At 61.7% G+C, this 19550-nt stretch carries 25 protein-coding genes and 1 tRNA gene; 9 read left to right on the top strand and 17 right to left on the bottom strand.

Features of this window, described 5'->3' with window-relative positions; genetic code table 11:
- Together ACZ5TH_RS07510 and ACZ5TH_RS07505 are read right to left on the bottom strand one after the other, a co-directional pair.
- Window positions 1-552, bottom strand: coding sequence for a phage tail protein I (locus ACZ5TH_RS07510; protein ID WP_464793470.1), 552 nt, complete (start codon window positions 550-552; stop codon window positions 1-3).
- Window positions 549-1442, bottom strand: coding sequence for a baseplate assembly protein (locus ACZ5TH_RS07505; RefSeq protein WP_464795076.1), 894 nt, complete (start codon window positions 1440-1442; stop codon window positions 549-551). Before ACZ5TH_RS07505 ends, ACZ5TH_RS07510 begins: the two co-directional genes overlap by 4 nt.
- A gap of 167 nt (window positions 1443-1609) precedes the next feature.
- Between ACZ5TH_RS07505 and ACZ5TH_RS07500 the strand changes: the two genes are divergently transcribed.
- The gene (locus tag ACZ5TH_RS07500; RefSeq protein WP_464793469.1) at window positions 1610-2161 is read left to right on the top strand and encodes a hypothetical protein; all 552 of its coding nucleotides are present in this window, start codon (window positions 1610-1612) and stop codon (window positions 2159-2161) included.
- A 68-nt stretch (window positions 2162-2229) separates the two neighbouring features.
- Here ACZ5TH_RS07500 and ACZ5TH_RS07495 read toward each other — a convergent pair whose 3' ends face one another.
- The 11 genes from ACZ5TH_RS07495 to ACZ5TH_RS07445 form a co-directional block, all read right to left on the bottom strand.
- The gene (locus ACZ5TH_RS07495) at window positions 2230-2937 is read right to left on the bottom strand and encodes a phage virion morphogenesis protein (protein ID WP_464793468.1); all 708 of its coding nucleotides are present in this window, start codon (window positions 2935-2937) and stop codon (window positions 2230-2232) included.
- Entirely contained in the window at window positions 2934-3449 is a 516-nt protein-coding gene (locus ACZ5TH_RS07490) for a phage tail protein (RefSeq protein ID WP_464793467.1), read from the bottom strand. Before ACZ5TH_RS07490 ends, ACZ5TH_RS07495 begins: the two co-directional genes overlap by 4 nt.
- Before the next feature lie 132 nt (window positions 3450-3581).
- A complete protein-coding gene (locus tag ACZ5TH_RS07485; protein ID WP_464793466.1) occupies window positions 3582-3980 on the bottom strand; it encodes a hypothetical protein in 399 nt (132 codons plus the stop codon).
- Window positions 3977-4429: a D-Ala-D-Ala carboxypeptidase family metallohydrolase gene (locus ACZ5TH_RS07480; protein WP_464793465.1), complete on the bottom strand. Its 453-nt coding sequence runs from the start codon at window positions 4427-4429 to the stop codon at window positions 3977-3979. The genes ACZ5TH_RS07485 and ACZ5TH_RS07480 overlap by 4 nt, the downstream gene beginning before the upstream one ends.
- 3 nt (window positions 4430-4432) lie before the next feature.
- The gene (locus ACZ5TH_RS07475; protein WP_464793464.1) at window positions 4433-4765 is read right to left on the bottom strand and encodes a hypothetical protein; all 333 of its coding nucleotides are present in this window, start codon (window positions 4763-4765) and stop codon (window positions 4433-4435) included.
- A 2-nt stretch (window positions 4766-4767) separates the two neighbouring features.
- Window positions 4768-5013 (bottom strand): tail protein X, encoded by a 246-nt coding sequence (locus tag ACZ5TH_RS07470; RefSeq protein WP_464793463.1) that lies wholly within the window; start codon window positions 5011-5013, stop codon window positions 4768-4770.
- Entirely contained in the window at window positions 5013-5495 is a 483-nt protein-coding gene (locus tag ACZ5TH_RS07465) for a head completion/stabilization protein (RefSeq protein ID WP_464793462.1), read from the bottom strand. Before ACZ5TH_RS07465 ends, ACZ5TH_RS07470 begins: the two co-directional genes overlap by 1 nt.
- Entirely contained in the window at window positions 5492-5719 is a 228-nt protein-coding gene (locus ACZ5TH_RS07460) for a hypothetical protein (RefSeq protein ID WP_464793461.1), read from the bottom strand. The genes ACZ5TH_RS07465 and ACZ5TH_RS07460 overlap by 4 nt, the downstream gene beginning before the upstream one ends.
- A 121-nt stretch (window positions 5720-5840) precedes the next feature.
- Window positions 5841-6692 carry a phage terminase small subunit gene (gpM, locus tag ACZ5TH_RS07455; RefSeq protein ID WP_464793460.1) on the bottom strand — a complete coding sequence of 284 codons (852 nt, stop codon included), beginning with the start codon at window positions 6690-6692 and terminating at the stop codon, window positions 5841-5843.
- 42 nt (window positions 6693-6734) lie between these two features.
- Window positions 6735-7787: a phage major capsid protein, P2 family gene (locus ACZ5TH_RS07450; RefSeq protein ID WP_464793459.1), complete on the bottom strand. Its 1053-nt coding sequence runs from the start codon at window positions 7785-7787 to the stop codon at window positions 6735-6737.
- A 39-nt stretch (window positions 7788-7826) separates the two neighbouring features.
- Window positions 7827-8669, bottom strand: coding sequence for a GPO family capsid scaffolding protein (locus ACZ5TH_RS07445; protein ID WP_464793458.1), 843 nt, complete (start codon window positions 8667-8669; stop codon window positions 7827-7829).
- Window positions 8670-8785: 116 nt separating this feature from the next.
- Here ACZ5TH_RS07445 and ACZ5TH_RS07440 point away from each other — a divergent pair, with 116 nt between their 5' ends.
- Together ACZ5TH_RS07440 and ACZ5TH_RS07435 are read left to right on the top strand one after the other, a co-directional pair.
- Window positions 8786-10687 (top strand): terminase large subunit domain-containing protein, encoded by a 1902-nt coding sequence (locus ACZ5TH_RS07440; RefSeq protein WP_464793457.1) that lies wholly within the window; start codon window positions 8786-8788, stop codon window positions 10685-10687.
- The gene (locus ACZ5TH_RS07435; RefSeq protein ID WP_464793456.1) at window positions 10684-11730 is read left to right on the top strand and encodes a phage portal protein; all 1047 of its coding nucleotides are present in this window, start codon (window positions 10684-10686) and stop codon (window positions 11728-11730) included. The genes ACZ5TH_RS07440 and ACZ5TH_RS07435 overlap by 4 nt, the downstream gene beginning before the upstream one ends.
- Window positions 11731-12207: 477 nt before the next feature.
- Here the strand turns inward: ACZ5TH_RS07435 and ACZ5TH_RS07430 are convergent, their stop codons facing one another.
- Window positions 12208-12381, bottom strand: coding sequence for a hypothetical protein (locus tag ACZ5TH_RS07430; protein WP_464793455.1), 174 nt, complete (start codon window positions 12379-12381; stop codon window positions 12208-12210).
- A gap of 240 nt (window positions 12382-12621) precedes the next feature.
- Between ACZ5TH_RS07430 and ACZ5TH_RS07425 the strand changes: the two genes are divergently transcribed.
- The 5 genes from ACZ5TH_RS07425 to ACZ5TH_RS07405 all read left to right on the top strand — a co-directional run bounded on the left by ACZ5TH_RS07425 (window position 12622) and on the right by ACZ5TH_RS07405 (window position 14987).
- Window positions 12622-12993, top strand: coding sequence for a hypothetical protein (locus ACZ5TH_RS07425; protein ID WP_449472027.1), 372 nt, complete (start codon window positions 12622-12624; stop codon window positions 12991-12993).
- Window positions 12994-13063: 70 nt separating this feature from the next.
- Complete coding sequence (locus ACZ5TH_RS07420) at window positions 13064-13528, top strand: helix-turn-helix domain-containing protein (RefSeq protein WP_449472029.1); 465 nt, start codon at window positions 13064-13066, stop codon at window positions 13526-13528.
- A 59-nt stretch (window positions 13529-13587) separates the two neighbouring features.
- On the top strand, window positions 13588-13971 hold the full coding sequence (locus tag ACZ5TH_RS07415; protein WP_449472030.1) for a hypothetical protein: 384 nt from the start codon (window positions 13588-13590) through the stop codon (window positions 13969-13971).
- 25 nt (window positions 13972-13996) lie between these two features.
- Window positions 13997-14476 carry a hypothetical protein gene (locus ACZ5TH_RS07410; protein WP_464793454.1) on the top strand — a complete coding sequence of 160 codons (480 nt, stop codon included), beginning with the start codon at window positions 13997-13999 and terminating at the stop codon, window positions 14474-14476.
- Window positions 14430-14987, top strand: coding sequence for a hypothetical protein (locus ACZ5TH_RS07405; RefSeq protein WP_464793453.1), 558 nt, complete (start codon window positions 14430-14432; stop codon window positions 14985-14987). Before ACZ5TH_RS07410 ends, ACZ5TH_RS07405 begins: the two co-directional genes overlap by 47 nt.
- A gap of 132 nt (window positions 14988-15119) precedes the next feature.
- On the opposite strand, the gene ACZ5TH_RS07400 is transcribed toward ACZ5TH_RS07405, so the two are convergent.
- The 3 genes from ACZ5TH_RS07400 to ACZ5TH_RS07390 form a co-directional block, all read right to left on the bottom strand.
- On the bottom strand, window positions 15120-17387 hold the full coding sequence (locus ACZ5TH_RS07400; protein WP_464793452.1) for a TonB-dependent receptor: 2268 nt from the start codon (window positions 17385-17387) through the stop codon (window positions 15120-15122).
- Between the two features lie 468 nt (window positions 17388-17855).
- On the bottom strand, window positions 17856-18539 hold the full coding sequence (locus tag ACZ5TH_RS07395; protein ID WP_464793451.1) for a hypothetical protein: 684 nt from the start codon (window positions 18537-18539) through the stop codon (window positions 17856-17858).
- A 104-nt stretch (window positions 18540-18643) separates the two neighbouring features.
- Window positions 18644-18720, bottom strand: a tRNA-Arg gene (locus tag ACZ5TH_RS07390).
- A gap of 87 nt (window positions 18721-18807) precedes the next feature.
- On the opposite strand from ACZ5TH_RS07390, the gene ACZ5TH_RS07385 reads away from it, so the two are divergent.
- Window positions 18808-19527 (top strand): queuosine precursor transporter, encoded by a 720-nt coding sequence (locus tag ACZ5TH_RS07385; protein WP_460986198.1) that lies wholly within the window; start codon window positions 18808-18810, stop codon window positions 19525-19527.
- The last annotated feature ends 23 nt before the right edge of the window (window positions 19528-19550 follow it).

Raw genomic sequence — 19550 nt, 5'->3', positions numbered from 1 at the left:
TCAGGCCGCCGTCGCCGTGCAGTTCAGGCGGGCGTAGATGACAGGGCGCACGGCCGCGATCAGGCCGATGTCGGCCTTGGCGGTGATGCCCTGGGTAAAGGTGAAGTGGCTGCGCACGGGCTTGGCCCGGCGGACTTCGGCAATGACCTGATCGACGAACGCGGCCGACGCGGGCGCGCCGTTCTGATCGAGGTTCAGGACCAGGTCGAATGTGTGGGGTTCGCCCTTCGGCTCGTGCTGCCACCATTCGCGAATTGCGACCGATCCGCCGAAGCTGGCGACGACGGTGCGGACCGATTCCGCCGTGCCCTTGCGCCGGGCGATGGCAATGGCGCTGCGGACGCGGGCGCGCTTGACGCCCTCGGGCCAGTCGCTCGACCAGTTGTCGAGCGACAGACCCCATGCCAGCCATGGCAGCAGCGCGCTGGGGCAATTGGACGGCGACCAGACGTCGCGGACCAGCACGGCGATATCGAGCAGCCGGGCAGCGACCTGTTCCAGCGCCTTTTCCAGATCGGTCGATCCGGGCGGCAGAATGGACGAATAGGTCATTCGCCGGTCCCCGCGTAGTTGAGCGCGATGCCGGTGCAGAACGGAGCCTGCTCACGTGAGATGATGATGTCGGCCGCAGGGGCGGTCAGGACGACATTGTGCACGCCTTCGACATGCAGGGCGGCAAAGAGGCCGGATCGCGTGATGTCGCGGCCCAGGCGGTGGCTGGAGGTGACATAATCGTCCAGCTTGGCGCGCGCCGCGTCCAGGACGACGCTGCCATCCGGGCCGCTGAAGGTGGTGATGGTCGCCGCCACATCATATTCGACGATGTCGGCGGACTGGACGGTGACGAAGTCGGTGAGCGGGCGGCGCTTTTCGTCCGACACATAGGCCGCGACCGCATCGACCAGCGCAGGAGAGGCTTCGCCGGATCCGGTGCGCGACAGGACCGACACCAGCACTTCCCCCGGCGCGGGGCTGGTCGCGCTGGCGTCCAGCACATCGGCATGGGCCGACAGGGAATGAAAGATATAGGCTCCCTCCGGCCCGGCGACCGAATAGCCCTCCGGAGCCAGCACCATGCGGCGGCGGAAATCGGCGTCGCTTTCCATGACCGCCGGGATGCCCAGCACGACGTCCGCCGGGGTGATGGTGAAGCGCGCGATGCCGAACAGCGCCGCGATATTGTCGAGATCCGCGCCGATCGCATAGGCAGGCATGACGGCGCGCGCCGCGTCGTTGACGCGCTGGCGGTGCAGCTGCGCGAGATAGGCGAAGACCTGCAGCAGCTTCGACACCGGATCGCTGTCGCGGCTGACGAATTCCGGCATCAACGTCTGCAGATGCGTCACCGCGTCGGCATAGATGGCCTCGAAATCGAGCGGATCTATGATGTCGGGCGCAGGAAGGCGCGACAGATCAACAGCGGTGAAGGTTGCATCGGCCATGGCCGCCATGTCGGGCGGCGATCAGGGAGTGCGCTACCGTCGGCATTTGTAGAGGCGGCCTCTACAAATGTCGGTCACGCCCGCAATACGGCTACCGACCGGATCGCTGACGGCCCACTTTACGGATGCTCATAGCTTCCGATGACAGATTCCGCTAACTCCATGAAATGAACCAAAGCAAAACGAACTCCAGTTGGGACAGCCTCGCCGGTGACTTGTTTCGTCGCGCCTTTAGCTTTGGCCTATCAGCTTTCCAACTTACCCATGTGGCGACGGCCCTAGCGGTACATCGCAACGAAAACGATGTTGATAGGGCTGTTTACAACGGTGCCCACTCGCCAGCTATCTGGTTCCTCGCTCATTTTGCCTTCGAGTTGTTTCTGAAGTCTGCAATAGCCGCGAAAGGACGCAATCCCGCTGAGATCAAGGCGATAGGTCATGATCTCGAAAAGGCGTTGGAAGGGGCTGAGGCGCTTGGCCTAGGGATCAACGAGAGCACACGCTTGTCGATTAAGATTGCTAATCGTGCTCACAAGCGCGACGGCGAGAACGCTTTCTTCTTCCGCTACGGTGGAAGTGCCAAGGCCGATGTAGAAACCGTGGAAGCTTTGGTTGCTTCTCTGAAAGATCTGCTTGAGCAGACACGTGTCTTGGTTAACGAGCCTCAGATTTCTTATGAACGGTTCCTTGTGCCGTTCGAAAATGCCGAAGAACAATGACTGTAAATACTCTCAGTCGGTAAATGCATCAGATCTACAGATATTCGCTTTTGGAAGTTGCCGGTTGCTCATTCGCATTTTGAATTGGAGCGAAAATGCGGCCATGACTCTGTGACGTGGCTGTAAAGCATATCTATCAGCCGCTCCCGATCCGCTGGCGTCGCGCCCAGCGGCTCGCGCCGGGGATAGGGTACGGCCTTGGCCCTTAGCGACGGCTTGTCCCGCAGGCCATATTGGTGGACTCCCGCGATCTGTGACACCTTGCCGGAGAAGCCGACCCAAAAGCCCTGGTCATCGGTGCCGGTTTTCAGGAATCGTGAACTGGCGAGACGGCGGAACATGGCCTTGCGGCGCAGGCCGCCGCGTCGGCGCAGCTTGCCCCCCGTGCTGGCGTTACGATGTTCCTCCGGGACCGGGAGCCATTTGACGACCTTGGCGAATTCGAAGGAGCGGATCGCGCCAGCCTCGATATCGAAGCCGGTCATCATCTGGCCGCTCCCCCAGGTGAAGCTTTTCATGATGACGCGGCGCGGCGGCCCGCCGCCGCCCGCTGGATAGAGGAAGCAGGCCGCGCCCCGGCCCGACACCGGCGGCTCCTTCTTCTTGCGCGCTTCGAAAGCCGATCCATCGGGCTGTCGCTGGGCAGTGATGCGCTCGCGCTGGCTGATCGCCAGTTCGCGGGCCATGCGGCGCATGAGCGCGCGGCGCTGGCCGGACGAAAGGCCGCGCAGCAGGCTTCCCGCGATCCGTTCGATTTCGGTCAGGTCGTCGGTCATGCCGCTGGCGGTACAGCCGGGGTCAGCACGGCGACGGGATCGGTGGTTTCCACCATCAGTTCGGCGTTGCCGAAGCCCTGCAGGAAAGATGCCGTCACGCCTGCGAACCCGTCAAAATTCGGTTCGTCAGGGTGCGTCACGTCATAGCCGCTGCCATCGGCGCGCGGGATGACCAGCACGGTTTCGGTGAGATCGATCGACAGTTCGACGTCGGACAGGTCGCCGTCGAGCAATTCCGCTTCGAACGAAAAGGGCTGGCTGTCGCGGGCGACCAGCAGCTGGGGCTGTTCCTTTTCGATCCACGCCAGCACCGGCACCATCAGCCGATCGCTGTCGCCCGCAAAATCGGTGAACAGCGCCTTCAGCGTATAGGCATAGACGAAGGACAGTGTGTCGGACCTGCGCGTCAGGATGCTGCCGCCCTCGACATAGATTTGCAGGCGGTCCGCATGGGTCGCGAGTTCGGGCAGGAAGGCGGTCAGCCAGCGCCGAAGGCTGTCGGCCTTGCGCATGGTCAGTCCGCCTGTCCGTTGGCGAGGCGGGCCTGCGCCTGCAGTTCGACCAGCGTCGCGCGGATCTGGCCCGCCATGTCATAAAGGCTGGTCAGGCTGCCATGGCATTGCGCGCCGGTCATTTCGCCCGTTTCAGTCCGCTGCACCCTGGGCAATCGGGCGGGTGTCGCCAGCAATGCCCCAGATATCGTCACCATTGGCCGTTGCGGCCGCGCGGTCGAGCAGGCCGACGCCGTCAGCATCAACGCAGATGCTGCGATATACCGGGCGCTCGATGACTTTCTGGCTTTCATGATAGATCTCCCTGACAGCGCCCTGCCGGGCATATTCCCTGGCCTGCGCCCCTTCGGTCGAGGCATCCAGCTGGCCCTGCAGTTGCTCGCGTTCTTCCTCCCGTGCGTCGTCGGCGCGCTTCTGCGCCGCTTGTTCCTGTGCGACGCCGACGCTGGTCCCGTAGAAGAAGCCGCCAATCCCTGCGGTGCAGGCGGCCAGCGCGGCCGCCATGGCGAGGTGCGATTTTCCGATCATCATGGCTGCAGCCCCCTGAAATAGGTTCGGCGCGAATAGGTCAGCACGTCATGGCGCAGGCGGCCATCGCGGTAGCTGACATGGATCCAGCCACTGTTCGGCTGACCCTGGACATAATTTTCGAGGATCAGCTGGTCGAAGGCGAGGCGATCCCGGATGAAGGTGGCGACGGTGACATTGTCGATGCCGCCGACTTCGAAATCGGCAGCTTCGCCAAAGGCATGCTGGCTGGTTTCCGAAGAGCCGACGGCGACACAAAGCCGAGGAGAGCGATAGCCCGACGACAGAAGAACCGGCCTGCCGAAATGGGCGCGAACCGGCTCCAGCACCTTAGTGCAGAGCGTCTTCATCGCGGCGATATCCTTCGCGCCGGGCGTGTTGTCGATCCGCTGCGCCTTGGCGGTGGCGGAGGCAGTGAATTCGGCCAGGCTGAAATTGGGCGACAGCTGCATGGGTCAGTCCTTCTTCGGCAGGAAGCGGTCGGCGAAGCGGCCCGGCACGCTCACCAGCGCGTCGATCGCGGCCCTGGCGATGCGGGGGGTGGCGTCGAAGGCCAGCAGGGCGATGGCGAAGGCGATCGACTGCGCGATGAAACCGTTGAGGCCGGTGACGGCGACGACGGCGATGGTCGCGTAATAGCTGACCGTTGATCCCACGATCCATTGCAGGAAGCGCTGGCGGAAGGGCAACGCGGGCTTCCACGCCTGCGCCACGGCCGATCCGATCAGCGACGGCGTGAGCGAGCCGATCATTTCAAGGGCGGATTCCAGAAAGTGGCGCTGGTCCATGGTCAATCCCAAAGCTGAAGGAGGGGCCGGACGCGGGTCGCGCCCGCTTCGGTGGTGGCGATGCCCGGCACGATGACGACGGTGCCGAGCGGGAGGACGGGGCCAAGGTCGGCAAGGCCCGGATTGGCGTCGAGGACGCGGGTCAGTTCGTTGGGGCCAAGGCCAGCGTCCCGGAACAGCAGCTGGTCCAGCTTGTCACCCTGACGGGCCACCAGCTTTCGCGGCGGAGAGCGGAGCGGGCCTGCCATCAGATCAGCCACACGCCGGTGCGCGATTGGCCGAGCATGTCGCGGATCGCATGCATGGCGTCGCGGCGCAGTTCGTCGATCGAGGGCGAAAGTTCGTCGGCCTGGTTGCCACCGGCGGCCGTGGTGTCGAAATCGCGATGACGCTCGATCAGTTCGGCCTTGGCGAACAGGGCAACGGCGCGCCGGTAGCGGATGATCTGCACGCTGATGCCGTCCAGCTTGTCCGCCGGGACGTCCGCCAGCTTGGCAAAGCCAGCTTCGCGGCAGTCCGCAGCATAGCGCCGCAGGTCGATCTCCGCCGTCATGATCCCGCCCAGGATCGCCGCACGCAGGCGAGCGGGCGTGATGCTGGTCGAAACGCGCGCCACTTCGCGAACGGCCGCAGGATCCACGTCCGGAAAAAAGCCATCATTGACGATGACCGTTTCCGGCGCGGGCGGCTGCTCGATCTCCTCTTTCGAAGGGCGCGCGACGAAGCTCATGCCAGCGCGACCTGCACGAAACCGGAACCCGCATAGACGAAGACGGCGAGGCCGAGACCGACCATGCCCCAGCAGAGCCAGCCAAAGCGAGCGATCGTGGACGGGTTCGCCTCCAGCCCCATGACGAAGCGGATCAGCACGCCGTAGGCGACGAGGACGCCGCCGACCGCCATGATGATCAGGAGCATGAAGGCTTTGATGATGAGCCAGGCGAGTGCGAGCATGGTGGTCTCCGATTAACGGCCCGCCGACTTACGGGGGTGAGGATCGGGACAGAGGGCGGCCCTGCGGTTCGAAAACCTCCCGCCTCGCGCGATCCGCCCCCGAGCGCCGGGGGCGAGCCTGTCAGGCGGCCTGCTGGCCGCCCTGTTCGTTGTTCGTGGCGTCGGCGACGGCCGCCAGCAGCTTCTTCGCCCGCTTGATCTTGTCCTTGACGCCGACGCGGTCATGCAGGCGCTGGGCTTCGGTGAGGCTCGACAGCGCGCGCTGCAGCGCCGGGCCGCTTTCAGCCGCATCCATGGCTTCGGCGACTTCCAGCTGTTCGACGCCGATCGCCTTGTACAGCTTGGCCCGGACTTCATCATGGATGTCGCAGGCGTCGGTCAGGTCGGCGAGGCGGTCGAGGACGTCGCGGGGGAAGGATTCGCCAACGCCCTGCGCCTTGATGGCGGCGGTGGCGATTTCCTCGACGATGATCGTCGCCGCATCGCGCTGGTAGCGGGACGGCATGGCGACGCGGTGGCGCAGCACGAATGCGGCGAGGGTCAGGGCCGCTTCATAGTCGCCCACATCGATCAGCCAAACCATGCAGGTCGGCACGACTTCGGCAGCCAAGCCGGTCCCGACGCCCGCATCGGCGGCAAGGACGCCTTCGATCCATGCCCGATATTCCGGCAGCATTTCCCGCTTCGCCGCGATCTTCAGGTCGATGGACTTGATCTCCTTCAGGCGGCGCAGGTCATGGGTCAGGCGCAGCACGATCTGCGCGGCGATCCGGTCTTCAGCCGACGTTACGTTTTCGGGCGCGGCGACGATGGCGGTTGCCGCGACCTGTTCGCGGTGAATCATGGCCGGGGTGCGATCTATGATCGCGGGAGCGGGTTGCCCGCCCCCATCGGAGGAAACGACCGGATTCGGGTCAACGCGCTGCGCGGCAAGGGCCGCCATGCGTTCCCGATGGGCACGTGCTGGTGTCATGATGTCGTTCCTGCTCGATGGTGGCGGGCGGGAGGCGAAGGATTAGACCTTCGCCCCAAGCTGGATATTTTCGAGCAGGGCGGCCTTGCCATACTCCTCGACCATGAAAGCGTCATTGATGCTTTCGAAATTGTCGATCTGATCCATGGACGGATTGTCCTGAATGGCGCGCCGGGCGGTGCCGATCTGCCAGTAATAGGACAGGTTTTTGAAGCTGGTGACGAGGATGCTGCCCGCCGGGAAGAAGGGCACCTGCACCGTCGGCTTTCCGCCCAGCTGACGGCTCGAAAGGATCACGTCGCGCGCCACCTGTTCGGTCGCCTTGTCGCCAGCCTCCGAGACGATCTTGAAGTATTTTTCGTGGACGAGGTCGCTGCCGACCATCACGACCAGGTCGGTCGCGGTGCGATAGCGTTCGTGGATCAGGTTCTGGATCGCGTCGAAGACGAGCGCGTCGAGATTGACATAATCCGCCGTTCCGGTGCCGGACACATAGATTTTGGCATTGTCTTTGGTCCCGTGCGCCATGACGCGCGAAGGCGCATTGTTGCGGATCTTGTGCAGCCAGCCAAAATTGACGTCCTGCAGCAGCGGGAATTCTTCGCGATCGGTTTCGACCGCCGCATCCACGCCGTTGAAGCCGATGCACATGACGTCTTCGGCCTTCTGCGCCAGCACGGCGTCGCGCATCAGCTGCTGGAATTCGGGGCGATGCGACCAGGCGTCGAGCAGTTCATACGACCAGGCATAGTCATAGTCGGTCTTCTTGCAGAAATACTGGTCGATCTGGTCGGAGCCGGTCACGTCTTGCGGTGTGCGCTTGTGCCCAGCTGCCCGATTGGTCCGGCCCGCCAGCGAACGATTGACGCCCACCCCGACACGGCTGCCCTGCTGATTGACGACGGGCACGACGTTCACGCGCGACATGAAGTCGCTGACCTCGCGCAGCTTCGCCTGCAGTTTCTGTTCGATCGCGGGGGCGACGTTGAATTCGGCCAGCTGGCCGGGGGTGGCGGTGAGGCCGGGAGGAAGCCCGTTCAGCCTCGCTACCTGGGCGACGAAAGCATGAAGAAGCAGGCGGGTGGAAGTCAGCATGTCCGGGGTCTCCGATGGGGAAAGGGCGCGGGCGAGGGATCAGCAGTCGGTCAGGAAGGTGGCGTTGCCACCGCCGCCGGTCGCCGGTTGGCGCGAGAAGCCCGGCTGTTCGGTGTTTTCCAGCTTGGCGGTCAGTTCGGCGACGGCGGCCTGCGCCGCATGCGCCGCGTCCAGTGCAGGCTTGACGGCATCGGCGACCTTCTCGCCCAGGGCGGCGCTGAAGGCGGTCAGGTCGATGCTATTGTCGTTGGCGGGCTTCTTCGGCTCTTCCTTCGGCTTTTCGAGTTCCGACCGGTTGAACATGGTGGCGAGGCTCGCGATCCCGGCTTTGATCGCGTCCGTCACGCTGGCGCTGTCACTACCTTCCGGCTCCATGGTGATCGTCGTTTCGATCGAAGCCGAAAACAGATTGTCGGGATGCAGCTTGCGCGCGTCGAACATGGGCTTGAGGCCGGAGAAGGACAGCGCTTCGGTGCCCAGCGACGCCGGGTTGTCCGTGACGGCGAGGCCGACCAGTCCGACCTTGCCGGTGCCTGCAAAATCGGGGCTGATTTCGACCGACGTGAAGATCTTCTGACCGGCCTTGTTGACCCTCAGCAGTTGCTCGTTCGGTTCGACCTGGGCGTAAAGGGCGCGGCAGCGGACCTTCTGGCCGTCGATCTCCAGTTCGTCGGTCTGGGCCTTGACCGCCGTCACGCTGCCATAAGCGTTGAAGGGCGGTTCGGGGCTGAAACCCTTGATATGTTCGCAGTTGATGCGCGGCGTGAAAGTGGCCGGGTTGAAGGTGGCGACGATGTCGTCGATCCATGCGGCCTCGATCTTGCGGCCGTCGCTGGCGGTGAAGCCTTCGACGAAGACGCGGAAAAATTTGCTCTTTGCCATGGTCGATCCCGGTTCTCGTGGTTGCGGCGCGGCGCGCGCCTGCGTTGACGAGAGCAGAAAGGGACCGGGCAGCGCCGTTCCTCAAGGCGGTGCATTTGTAGAGGCCGCCTCTACAAATGGACGGGCATGATCAGCGGGTTAGCGGCGCGGCATGGTCCGCCGCGATGACTGCTCAACCTCCCCAGTCCGGCGCGCCGTCTGCCATGTGGCAGGTCGATCCACGCCGCCATGCGCGCAGCCTTTACTGGCGCGGGTGGGGCGTGACGCAGATCGCGGAGGAATTCGCGCTGCATGGCATCGTCAATGACAAGGGCGGGCCGATCCCCCGCGCGACGATCGAGGCGTGGAAGCAGCGGGACCGTTGGGATGACGCGCCGTCGATCCGCAAGATCGAGGACGGGCTGGAGATCCGGCTGCTGACCCTGATCGCCAAGGAAAAGAAGACCAGCGCCGACCTGGTCGAAATGGATGCGCTGGCCCGGCAGATCGAAACGCTGGCGAAGGTCCGCCGCTACGAAGCCCCCGGTGGCCATGCCGGTGACCTGAACGACAAGGTCGCCAACCGGAACGGTGGGCCGCGCAAGAAGCCGAAGAAGAACCATTTCACCGCCGAACAGGCGGAGGAACTGAAGCGCGTCTTCCTCGACGGCCTCTATGATTATCAGCACCGCTGGTGGCAGGCGAAGGATCAGCGCACGCGCATGATCCTCAAATCCCGCCAGATCGGTGCGACCTATTATTTCGCGTTCGAGGCGCTGATCGACGCCATCGAGACGGGCCGCAACCAGATCTTCCTGTCGGCATCAAAAGCCCAGGCGCATCAGTTCCGGTCCTACATCGTCAGCTTCGCCAAGCTGGTCGGCGTCGCCCTGACCGGCGATCCGATGCTGATCACGTCGGATCTGCGGCCGCAGGAGGAAGCTGCGGCGGAACTGCATTTCCTTGGCACCAATTTCCGCACCGCGCAGGGCCGCCACGGCAATTTCTATTTCGACGAATTTTTCTGGGTCCATTCGTTCGAGGAATTGAACAAGGTCGCCTCGGGCATGGCGACACACAAGAAGTGGCGGAAAACCTACTTCTCGACGCCGTCCAGCGTCGCGCACCCAGCGCACCCCTATTGGACAGGAGAGCGGCGCAACCGGCGGCGCAAGAAGGAAGACCGGATCAAGATCGACGTCAGCCATGCGGCGCTGGCGATCGGCAGCGTCGGTCCCGACCGGATCTGGCGCAACATCGTCAACATCCGCGACGCCGAAACGGGCGGGTGCGACCTGTTCGACATTGAGGAACTGGAAGACGAATACGCGCCCGACGAATTCGCCAACCTCTTCATGTGCGACTTCGTGGACGACAGCATGTCGGCCTTCAAGTTCAACGACATGATCGCCTGCGGGTGCGACAGCCTGATTGAATGGCCCGACTTCAATCCAGAGGCGGCGCAGCCCTACGGCAACCGGTCGGTCTGGGCAGGCTATGATCCGCAGGAAAGCGAGAATGGCGATAATGCCGCGCTTGTCATCGCCGCGCCGCCGCTGATCGAAGGCGGCAAGTTCCGCATCCTTGAGCGCCACCAGCTGCGCGGCCTCGATTTCGAGCAGCAGGCCGAATTCATCAAGGCGGTGCTGAGCCGCTATACCTGCACCTATCTGGGCATCGACGCCAAGGGCGTGGGCGCGGGCGTTTATCAGCTGCTCGCCAAGCCGGGCGCGCTGCCGGGCTGCGCCGTCGCCAAGATCGAATATTCGCTCGAACTGAAGGCGCAGATGATCATGAAGGCGCAGAATGTCATCCGCCGGGGCCGTCTCGCGTTCGACGTCGGCTTGCTCGACATCGTGTCGGCCTTCGTGTCGATCAAGAAGACGCTGACCACCAGCGGGCGCAACATCACCTTCAAGGCGGGACGCGGCGGCAATGACGGCCATGCCGACCTCGCCTGGGCGACCATGCATATCCTCATGAACGAACCGCTCGACGGCAAGGAAGCGCCAAAGGGCACGATGGAGATTATCGAATGAGCAAGCGCGCCCGCAGAATGAACCGCCGGGAATCGGTCGAGGCGTCGAAGGGCGCAATCTCCCACGCCAACGATAATCGCAGCGTGGTCGAGGCCTTCACGTTTGGGGATCCGGAGCCGGTGTTGAGCCGGGCTACCATGCTCGATATGCTGGAATGCTGGAACAATGGCCGCTGGTATGAGCCGCCGGTTTCGCTCGACGGCCTTGCCCGCGCCTATCGTGCGTCGCCGCACCATAGCAGCGCGATCATGCTGAAGCGGAACCTGCTGGCGGCCAGCCTGGACCCGACGCCCTGGCTATCGCGCAAGGCGTTCGCCGGGATGGTGCAGGACTATCTGGTGCTGGGCAACGCCTATGCGCAGGAGATCCGCAACAGGCTGGGCGGCGTCATGCGGCTCGACCATCCGCTGGCGAAATATACACGGCGCGGCGTCGAACCAGGCCAATTCTGGTGGGTGCCGGGGCATCGCGGCGAAAGCGAATTTGAGCCGGGCACGGTGCATCAGCTGCTGGCGCCCGACATCAACCAGGAAATCTATGGCCTGCCCGAATATCTGTCAGCGCTGCAGTCGGCGCTGCTGAATGAAAACGCGACCCTGTTCCGCCGCCGCTATTATGAGAACGGAAGCCACGCGGGCTACATCCTCTATGCGACGGGCGAGTTCGCCAATAACGACGTCGACGCGATGCGCGAGGCGCTGAAGCGGGCCAAGGGGCCGGGCAATTTCCGCAACATGTTCGTCCACTCGCCCAGCGGGAAAGAGAATGGGATCAAGATCATCCCCATCGCCGAAGTCGCGGCGAAGGACGAATTTCTGGGGATCAAGAACACGACGCGCGACGACGTGCTGGCAGCCCACCGCGTGCCGCCCCAGCTGCTGGGCATCATCCCGGCGAACGCGGGCGGCTTCGGCGATCCGGGCAAGGCGCTCGACAGCTTCTTCGAACTGGAGATCCAGCCGCTACAGTCGGTTTTTCTGGAACTCAACGACAAGCTGGGCTTTGAGGCGGTGCGGTTTCTGGAGCGAGTGAAGGCGGCCTGATCTGCCCTCAGAAAAGCGAGCGCACCATAGTCCAGGCGGCGGCGATCATCGCGGTGGCGAGGATTGCCGCCTCAATCCGCAGCGGCCAAGGGTTTGGCGGGTTCTCCAGATCAGCCCGGCGGTCTTTCCATCGGTAGCGCATGCGGTCAGCCTCTAAACCGGTTGACCGCCCTTTTCCATTCCCTTTCATCAGGCATGGGTAACATGATCAGCGGCCCCGAATATGGCTTTATCAGATCCATTCGGCGCGGGCGGACCTTTGCGCCGGTCGAGTGACGGCATTGCTTGCACCACATTTTGGAACGCGCGCTGCGGAAGTCGTCAGGCCAGCCTTTACGGTGGAAGTGACACCACAGGCCGTATGGATTGAACGCAGCGAAGTGACCGCATCCGCAGCCGACCTTAACCGCATAAGCCCATAGTGCCGCTTCAAACAGGCAGGTGGCCTCATTCAAGCCATCGCGGTAGCGCGCCACATCAGTCCGCCGCCACTTCCATGCGGCACAACTGTGCGCAGGCGAGCGCGCCGATCATGTATGGTCCATCATCCCGCTGACCGTTTCGAATTTCATCCAAGAATTTACGATTGTCGAAGCGGCGCGCCTCCAGCGCCTTAGCGACCGCGTCACGAATGTCTTCAATGCGTTCCATGTCCTCGTCTCCGAACCAAGAACATATGAAGAACAATATTCGATTCGGTCAACGTCAATTTTATGGGAAAGCCCTGTGAAAGGGGCGCAAGAATGCCGCCTAATAGCCTTCGGCAATTTCGTTTCGAAATCGTCACGACGTTACGTAATGTTAACCGTATATTCGGAAAAACTTACGCAAGTGAGTGGCAAAATAGGTATTTCCCTAGATATATATCGCGAATCACTTGGGGGGATTTTCATGCCAGAAAAGGCGCGCGCACTTCTCGACGACCTGATTACGCTCAGCGGGGAGACCTACCTGTCGATTTCCCAGCTGCTCAAGAAAAATCCTGCCTATATCCAACAGTATGTCAAACGCGGTGTTCCCGTCGCGCTGAGTGCCGCAGATCAGCAGAAGCTGGCCAGCTTCTTCGGCCAGCCAAATGATTTTCTGCTAGTTGTGGATGATCCGGCAAAAACCGAGGCCGCCTTCATCGCATCCTTTATCGATCGCGCGATTGCTGGCTGCGACCGGGCAGGCTTCCAGCTGGTCGCTTGTCATCTGCAGATGGCTCGCGATTTGCTCGTTGAGCAGGATGCTCCTCGGGCCAGCGCGTCTGTTTCCGGGTGATGCTGGAGCAAAGGGTGCCGCGCGTCACAAGCGGAAAGCCAAAATTACTCATCGAGGGGAGCTCCAAGCGGTGAGGGACGTATCGTGTCTTACCGATAAGCAGAAGGAGGTTCTCCGACTTGTCGCTCAAAACCTCAACACCAAGCAGATCGCGCGGATCATCGACAAATCGGCCCACACGGTCGATCAGCGTCTTCGTCAGGCCATCAAGATGCTGGAGGTTGGCGATCGCTTCGAAGCGGCGCGCATATTGGCTGAATTTGAGGGACGGCAAACATATCAGCCTTTGATATATCAACCGGAAGGGGTTGTTGAATCCACCGAAACGGCGCTTTTCGGGGGGCAGGGACTGCCGGGCACCCCCGTCGCCGAAGAACGGAAAGCGGGGCCGTCGATCCCTCCTTTGGGAGGCCGAGAGAATGACCTAGATCTTCATCAGCGGATCAAGATGATCCTGAGCCTGGCGCTCATGATCGGGGGGACCATCGCAGCCATCGTCGCGGCTGGCCTGTGGATCATGTCCTTCTTTCACTAGCCCGCGACATTCAGCTCCAACTTAACGAGATGCGCGACTTCGCTCGCCAAGGAGAACTCATGCCTAACGCAAATGATCGCCTGCCGCTCACGAAGGAAGAGGCACAAGCCGTAGTGTTCGATTTGAACAAAGCCTATGCTCAGCTGGACGACGTGCTTGCCCACACGCTGAGGGCCAGCGCCAACATGATCGAAGTTGGCCGTCAAATGGGACTGGATCCGTTAAGCGGCCAGAAAATTTACGCCGATCTTGGCCGCTGTACTAACGCCATCATCGAAGGTCGCCAGAGCCTGGTGTCTGCGCACGCGAAAGCGCACCGCGTCCGCAAGCTATCGGAAATGGCGGATGAAGATATGTTCGGCTGTCCTCGTGGATCAAAGACCGACCGTGCGGAAAAAGCGCCAATACTGCGTGAGGTCGAAAAATACCCTGTTGCTTGCTGATCCATTATCTTATTTCGGGCGCGTCATGGACTTGCCCACAGCCTTCAACGCCGCACTCATCTGCATCGTCATCTATATTTGGCTGCAAGGTGGATGGGTCGGCAGGGTAGGCGCGGCGCTCGTCCTGTCTGCTTCCGCCATCACCTATATCGGAATGGGTGGCCAGCGGCCTTTCGGCAGCTTGAACATCGTCATCTTTGCTGGTGACGTCCTGCTGCTGGTCGGGTTCATCTATCTTGCGATCGTGTCTTCACGATGGTGGCCGATCTGGGCGTCGGCATTGCAGTTGAACGGCGTCTGTTCGCATCTGGTAGCCTGGCTGGCACCTACGGTGGTCAGCCAGGTCTACTACAGAATGACGACCGCATGGGGCGTGCCGATCCTTATCGTGATGGCGGTCGGAACCGCGCTCGATCAGCGCGCTACAAAAATGAAAAATATGAACAGGGGCATATTCGATGACGATGATGATCAGTCAGCGGGAGATGTCATCCGCGAAAGTTGATCTGAAAACCTTGGAACGCGACGCAGCCAAACTTGCTGAAGCCATCCGAAAATTATCGGTCGCACCTAACATATCCCCCGTCGCAGATAACGGTCCGGAGGCGGCCCAGCATCCCCTGACCGACCCCGAGCTTGCCGCTCTGGCCAGACGGCTGTTGCAGGAAAGCTTCGCGCGCGAGCGCATCTTGTCGTTCGACCTCTTCGCCGACCCAGCCTGGCACATCGTGCTCGACCTCTTCGCCTCTGAAGTCGAAGGCAAAAGCATTTCGGTGAGCAGCGCCTGCATCATCTCAGGCGCGCCAAGCACGACAGCGCTTCGGCATTTAAATTGGCTGAGCGAAAGAGGCGCCGTGCTGCGGATCAAGGATCGGAATGATGCACGCAGATGGTACGTCCGGCTGAAGCCAGAATATGCGGAGCGTATTCGTCAACATTTGCAGCAAGTAGCAGCGAACCGCTGCTTTAGAGCTATCAATCTGGCTGGCCAGACTGAAGAAGGAAACGAGGCATGATGTTAGCCATTCTCTCCGCCATTGCGACCCTGTTCCCACTGTGCGCGGATGCGGACAGGGGGCAGGGATGCCGAGTTGCCTTGGTCCGGCAGGACCTTCCAGCCCGCGCAGATGCCGTCCAAGAGCGGGACGCTAGAAGCGCCCCTCAAACCCGATACTGATGACGCGCGGGGCGTTGACCATGCCCCGCGTCCGACCGTCGAAATCGGTAAAGAACTGAGTCTTCTCCTGAATGTTGAAGATGTTCCGCGCCGTTACGAACGCGCCCAAATACTGACCTTGCCAGCCAAGCTTTGCATTCACCAGCGTTCGTCCGCGGATATCGCGCGCCGCTTGATTGACGGTGTCCTGAAAGTAGGAACTGCGATAGTTTGCGTTGATATCCAGTATCATGCCCGTGGGGTGGCGATAGGTCGCTCCCGCAGAGGCGGTCCAGCGAGGAGCAAGCGCGAATTCATTTCCTTCTGCTGCGCCCTGAAGGAGCGTGCCCGCTGAAACGTTAAAATGCTGGAATTTTGTGTTGCTGTAGCCGAGGCCGGAATAGACTTGCAGATGGTCGACCGGACGGCCGCTCAATTCGACTTCGAACCCATAGAGCCGCGATTTACCAGCGTTGACGACCTGGCGGTCGAACACAGCGCCCGGCGTAAGCTGAAGGGATATTTGCTGATCTTTCCAGTCCATCCAATAGGCATTGGCGTTGAGCGTCATGCGACGATCAAGCCATTGGGACCGCATCGATAGCTCGTAATTCCAGGTATATTCAGGATCATATTCATAGGGGGTGGCGCGCTGCTGGTTAAGTCCGGCGCCGCCCGCGCGATAGCCCCGCTGGGCCGTGAAGCCGAGCGTAACCTCACGAGCGACGTCATAGGATATCCCCGCCTTGGGGAGCCATGCATGATATGTGATCGACCGCGTCGGCTCCACGCTGTTGGCATCCGCTGCTGTCGCCTGCAGCAAACCGTTCAGTTGCGCGATGATCGGCCGCAAGGCCACGAAAGGTACGGTGGCCGGGTCTGGCAGATCTCCCGTGATTTCAACCAGCTGCGTGGCACTTCGTTCTTGCCGTTCATGGTCGAAGCGGAGACCGGCATGAAGGCGCAATCTATTGGTGAGAGGGAAAGTGAGATCGGTAAACAACGCGTGGTTCGTCGTAAGTCGGGGCTGGGCCAACGAATTGCGGATGGGCACGACGCCGCCGTAGAGGTTCAGCACAGCGCTGACGACGGACGGGGAAAGACCGAGGCCCAGCAGCTGTTGATCGACGCCGAGGCGGACGAGGTTGAGTTCCTGCGTCGAATCGAAGAAATAGCCGCGATTGTCGTCGCGAAGATAATATGCGCCGACCACGCCCTGAACCCACCCCGCATCAATATTCAGTCGCAGTTCTTGCTGGAAGATCCTGCTGGGGTCATCGATCCGGCTTGCCTGTCCGGCTGAAGGTCCGCGATCCGGATCGCTGATGGTCGTCGACCGGAAATCGCCGAGGTTGGTGACGGAATGCAGATCGATTCCGTTCGCGATCGGGTAGCTGACCTCCAGCGTGCCGATGTCGCTTTCGACCTCCTGACTTCCCATGACGTCTTCCGCCGTGATGCGATCGGTCGGTCGGAAGGGTGCGTCGAATTCGGTGTAGAAAGTTCCGCGCCGGTGCCGGTCATGCATGAAGCTGGCGAGGATCGTCAGGCCAGGAAGTGCGGAAGGCGCCAGCAGAAGCTTTCCCCGCAAGGTCTCCGACCGGCGGCGATCGGCGTCCTGATGCGTCGTGACGTTACGGATCAAGCCGTCGGCACGCGCAATCTCGCCAACGAGGCGGAACGCAAGCTGGCCATCGATCACGGGGCCGCCGACCGCAGCCGCAGCCCGGCGCTGTCCATCTTTGTCCGACACAAGCATGCGCGCACGGCCACTCCATTCATTGGTCGGATCGGCCGACCTGATGATGAGGGCACCCGCCAGTGCGTTTCTGCCCTGAATGGTCGACTGCGGTCCCCGATAGACCTCCACCTGGGCGATATCGAACAGGTCGAGAGGCCCGGCGCTGAGCGCCTTTTGGGGCAGGAACGCGCCGTCGAGATATACGCTGGCGAGAGCGCCATCGCCGCCGCCTGACACGTTGAAGGCATCGATGCCCCGAATCGAGAATGACGACCGGTTGCTGTCGATCGTGATGTTCGGCGTCTGCTCGAGAATGTCGTAGACGTTGATCAGGTTCTGATCGGTGATCTTCCGATCGGTAGTGACCGATACGCTGGGCAGGGTCTGCTGCAGGGGGCGGCTCAGCTTGAGACCCGACACGATGATGTCGGGCTGCTCATCATTCGCCGGAGCCTGGGCAAAGGCAGATGGCGTCGCTGCTGCGAGCAGCAGGACGGCCGAAAGGCGGCAAGCGTTCACGATAAATCCCCCTGAAGATCGGGGACGCGGCTAGGAAGCTGAGTTTCCGATGTCAACTAGCCTCCCCCTGTCAGAGCGTCGGGACGGCCCGCCGCGCCACCACAGGCGATCGGCCCGCTGCGACCCCAACGCGCGCGCTTTTCCCCCCGCCTCGCCCGCGCTCTTTTCGTGCCCCATTTGATGCATTTCGATAGGGTGATTGCCAGCCCGGAAGATCTAAGCCGAATGCCGGTCCATGGTGAGGTCTGATTGATGCATTTTGATGCAGCTACGGCTCCGCGCACGCTGCGCTAGTAACAGAGCGCGATCCCGGCCTAGGGCGCCCGCTGGGAAGCCCTCGGTGGCGCGTAAGCGGCACCGCCCCCCAACTGTGCGTCGGGAGTGCTTATTGCCCATTATGGGTGACAGTGGTGGCGGTTTCCTCAAATTAACGTCTGCCGAAGGCAGGCCTTTCCCCTTTTAATATACCTACACCGGGATAGTGTCGGGACTTCCGACTAGCGCTCGCTCTTTAAGATCGACCGCCTTTTCCAAAGCACTAAGGCACAGGAGCAGGGGGGCGTGTTCTGGAGCCTTCGTAGGCTTGCGGAGATTGCGAGGGGCTTTCCCATGCTTTTTTACTGCCCGGCGTTTGATCGCAGCCTTAAAGGTCGCCCAGACACGGGAAGGCGCGGACGCGAGATCGAAGTAGAATGCATTACTGATCTGCTCGCGCTGTGGACCTGCCTGGCCGACGGTTTCCGCTTTCACGGTACGGCGGACCCATTTCAAGCCTAGCCATTTCCCGAATCGCTTGCAGGCTTCGACAGCGGTGGCCCTGTGGCATCCAGCGCGGTCAGCGATTTCCTGATAGCTTGGGTCTAGTTGGCCTGTCTTGAAGTCGATGCACTTCAAGAAGCTCCACAAAATGCGGCGGTCACCGTCTTGCAGACGATCGGTTCCCTTATATTTGCTGGTGCGCTGGTGATGCAGCAGTTCGTCGAACGCCTGCATAATCGAGCCGACCCAATCCCAGCCGTCGCGTATCGGTTTGAAGACTTGCGAGCGCCGATCTTCGATGTCGTAGCTGTTCCGGCGTGGGGTGCGCTGACGATCTGGATTTTTTTGGTTTGCAAATGCACCAGCGATGTCACCAAAGGAGAGCGCGGTCATGCGTGCGCTCCCTTGGAATTGCTGCGGAAACTCGGTTGTATGTTGCGTTCTACGAGCACATTATGCCCCTTGGGAACGCAAAGCCGCCTCAGTTATCTTATCGTTGGCGACCCCGACAGGATTCGAACCTGTGACCATTCGCTTAGAAGGCGAATGCTCTATCCAGCTGAGCTACGGGGCCGCATCGGCGCTTCGATAGCGGGGCTTGTGCCCGCGCGCAATCATGCCTGCCATTGCATTTGCTTGGGCAGCCGATATGCAAGGGCGCATGACCGATTTGGGGGTTCGGAAAATCGATGCACAGGCGCTCTCTGGGCGGCCGATGCGCTATTTCGATTTCTTCATCGCGGCGTTCGTCGCCATATTGCTGCTGTCGAACCTGATCGGGGCGGCGAAGCTATCGACGGTTGGCGGCTTTACATTCGGCGCTGGCATCCTTTTCTTTCCGCTTGGCTATGTGCTGGGGGACGTGCTGACCGAGGTCTATGGCTACGCCCGCGCCCGCCGATGCGTTTGGGCGGGCTTTGGCGCGATGCTGTTCATGGCGCTGATGAGCTGGGTGGTGGTGAAGCTGCCTCCGGCGGAGGGCTGGCCGGACCAAAAGGCCTATGAAGCGGTTTTCGGCAATACCTGGCGCATCGTCTTTGCCTCGCTGGCCGCATTCTGGGCGGGGGAGTTCGCCAACAGTTTCGTGCTGGCCAAGATGAAGCTGCTGACGCAGGGCAAGCATCTGTGGATGCGGACGATCGGGTCGACGATCGTGGGGCAGGGTGTGGACAGCCTGCTTTTCTATCCGCTGGCTTTTGTTGGCGTGTGGAGCAATGCGCAGGTGCTGACGGTGATGGTCACCAATTGGATGTTGAAGGTGACGTGGGAAGCGGTTTTGACGCCCTTGACCTATCTGGTGGTGAACAGCCTGAAGCGCGCCGAGGGGCTGGACGTCTATGATGAGGGGACGGATTTTACGCCGTTCCGGACGCGGATTTAGGGGGCCTTAGATCCCAGCTTTCG

It is taken from the genome of Sphingobium sp. TomTYG73 (genome assembly GCF_055394245.1).
Note: the sequence above shows the minus strand (reverse complement) of the source record. Positions and strands in the feature narration are given on the sequence as shown.

Excerpts from the sequence above, each read along its gene's own strand:
- ACZ5TH_RS07510 (WP_464793470.1), bottom strand. The coding sequence starts at position 552 with ATGACCTATTCGTCCATTCTGCCGCCCGGATCGACCGATCTGGAAAAG.
- ACZ5TH_RS07505 (WP_464795076.1), bottom strand. The coding sequence starts at position 1,442 with ATGGCCGATGCAACCTTCACCGCTGTTGATCTGTCGCGCCTTCCTGCG.
- ACZ5TH_RS07500 (WP_464793469.1), top strand. The coding sequence starts at position 1,610 with ATGAACCAAAGCAAAACGAACTCCAGTTGGGACAGCCTCGCCGGTGAC.
- ACZ5TH_RS07495 (WP_464793468.1), bottom strand. The coding sequence starts at position 2,937 with ATGACCGACGACCTGACCGAAATCGAACGGATCGCGGGAAGCCTGCTG.
- ACZ5TH_RS07490 (WP_464793467.1), bottom strand. The coding sequence starts at position 3,449 with ATGCGCAAGGCCGACAGCCTTCGGCGCTGGCTGACCGCCTTCCTGCCC.
- ACZ5TH_RS07485 (WP_464793466.1), bottom strand. The coding sequence starts at position 3,980 with ATGATGATCGGAAAATCGCACCTCGCCATGGCGGCCGCGCTGGCCGCC.
- ACZ5TH_RS07480 (WP_464793465.1), bottom strand. The coding sequence starts at position 4,429 with ATGCAGCTGTCGCCCAATTTCAGCCTGGCCGAATTCACTGCCTCCGCC.
- ACZ5TH_RS07475 (WP_464793464.1), bottom strand. The coding sequence starts at position 4,765 with ATGGACCAGCGCCACTTTCTGGAATCCGCCCTTGAAATGATCGGCTCG.
- ACZ5TH_RS07470 (WP_464793463.1), bottom strand. The coding sequence starts at position 5,013 with ATGGCAGGCCCGCTCCGCTCTCCGCCGCGAAAGCTGGTGGCCCGTCAG.
- ACZ5TH_RS07465 (WP_464793462.1), bottom strand. The coding sequence starts at position 5,495 with ATGAGCTTCGTCGCGCGCCCTTCGAAAGAGGAGATCGAGCAGCCGCCC.
- ACZ5TH_RS07460 (WP_464793461.1), bottom strand. The coding sequence starts at position 5,719 with ATGCTCGCACTCGCCTGGCTCATCATCAAAGCCTTCATGCTCCTGATC.
- gpM (WP_464793460.1), bottom strand. The coding sequence starts at position 6,692 with ATGACACCAGCACGTGCCCATCGGGAACGCATGGCGGCCCTTGCCGCG.
- ACZ5TH_RS07450 (WP_464793459.1), bottom strand. The coding sequence starts at position 7,787 with ATGCTGACTTCCACCCGCCTGCTTCTTCATGCTTTCGTCGCCCAGGTA.
- ACZ5TH_RS07445 (WP_464793458.1), bottom strand. The coding sequence starts at position 8,669 with ATGGCAAAGAGCAAATTTTTCCGCGTCTTCGTCGAAGGCTTCACCGCC.
- ACZ5TH_RS07440 (WP_464793457.1), top strand. The coding sequence starts at position 8,786 with ATGGACGGGCATGATCAGCGGGTTAGCGGCGCGGCATGGTCCGCCGCG.
- ACZ5TH_RS07435 (WP_464793456.1), top strand. The coding sequence starts at position 10,684 with ATGAGCAAGCGCGCCCGCAGAATGAACCGCCGGGAATCGGTCGAGGCG.
- ACZ5TH_RS07430 (WP_464793455.1), bottom strand. The coding sequence starts at position 12,381 with ATGGAACGCATTGAAGACATTCGTGACGCGGTCGCTAAGGCGCTGGAG.
- ACZ5TH_RS07425 (WP_449472027.1), top strand. The coding sequence starts at position 12,622 with ATGCCAGAAAAGGCGCGCGCACTTCTCGACGACCTGATTACGCTCAGC.
- ACZ5TH_RS07415 (WP_449472030.1), top strand. The coding sequence starts at position 13,588 with ATGCCTAACGCAAATGATCGCCTGCCGCTCACGAAGGAAGAGGCACAA.
- ACZ5TH_RS07410 (WP_464793454.1), top strand. The coding sequence starts at position 13,997 with ATGGACTTGCCCACAGCCTTCAACGCCGCACTCATCTGCATCGTCATC.
- ACZ5TH_RS07405 (WP_464793453.1), top strand. The coding sequence starts at position 14,430 with ATGACGATGATGATCAGTCAGCGGGAGATGTCATCCGCGAAAGTTGAT.
- ACZ5TH_RS07395 (WP_464793451.1), bottom strand. The coding sequence starts at position 18,539 with ATGACCGCGCTCTCCTTTGGTGACATCGCTGGTGCATTTGCAAACCAA.
- ACZ5TH_RS07385 (WP_460986198.1), top strand. The coding sequence starts at position 18,808 with ATGACCGATTTGGGGGTTCGGAAAATCGATGCACAGGCGCTCTCTGGG.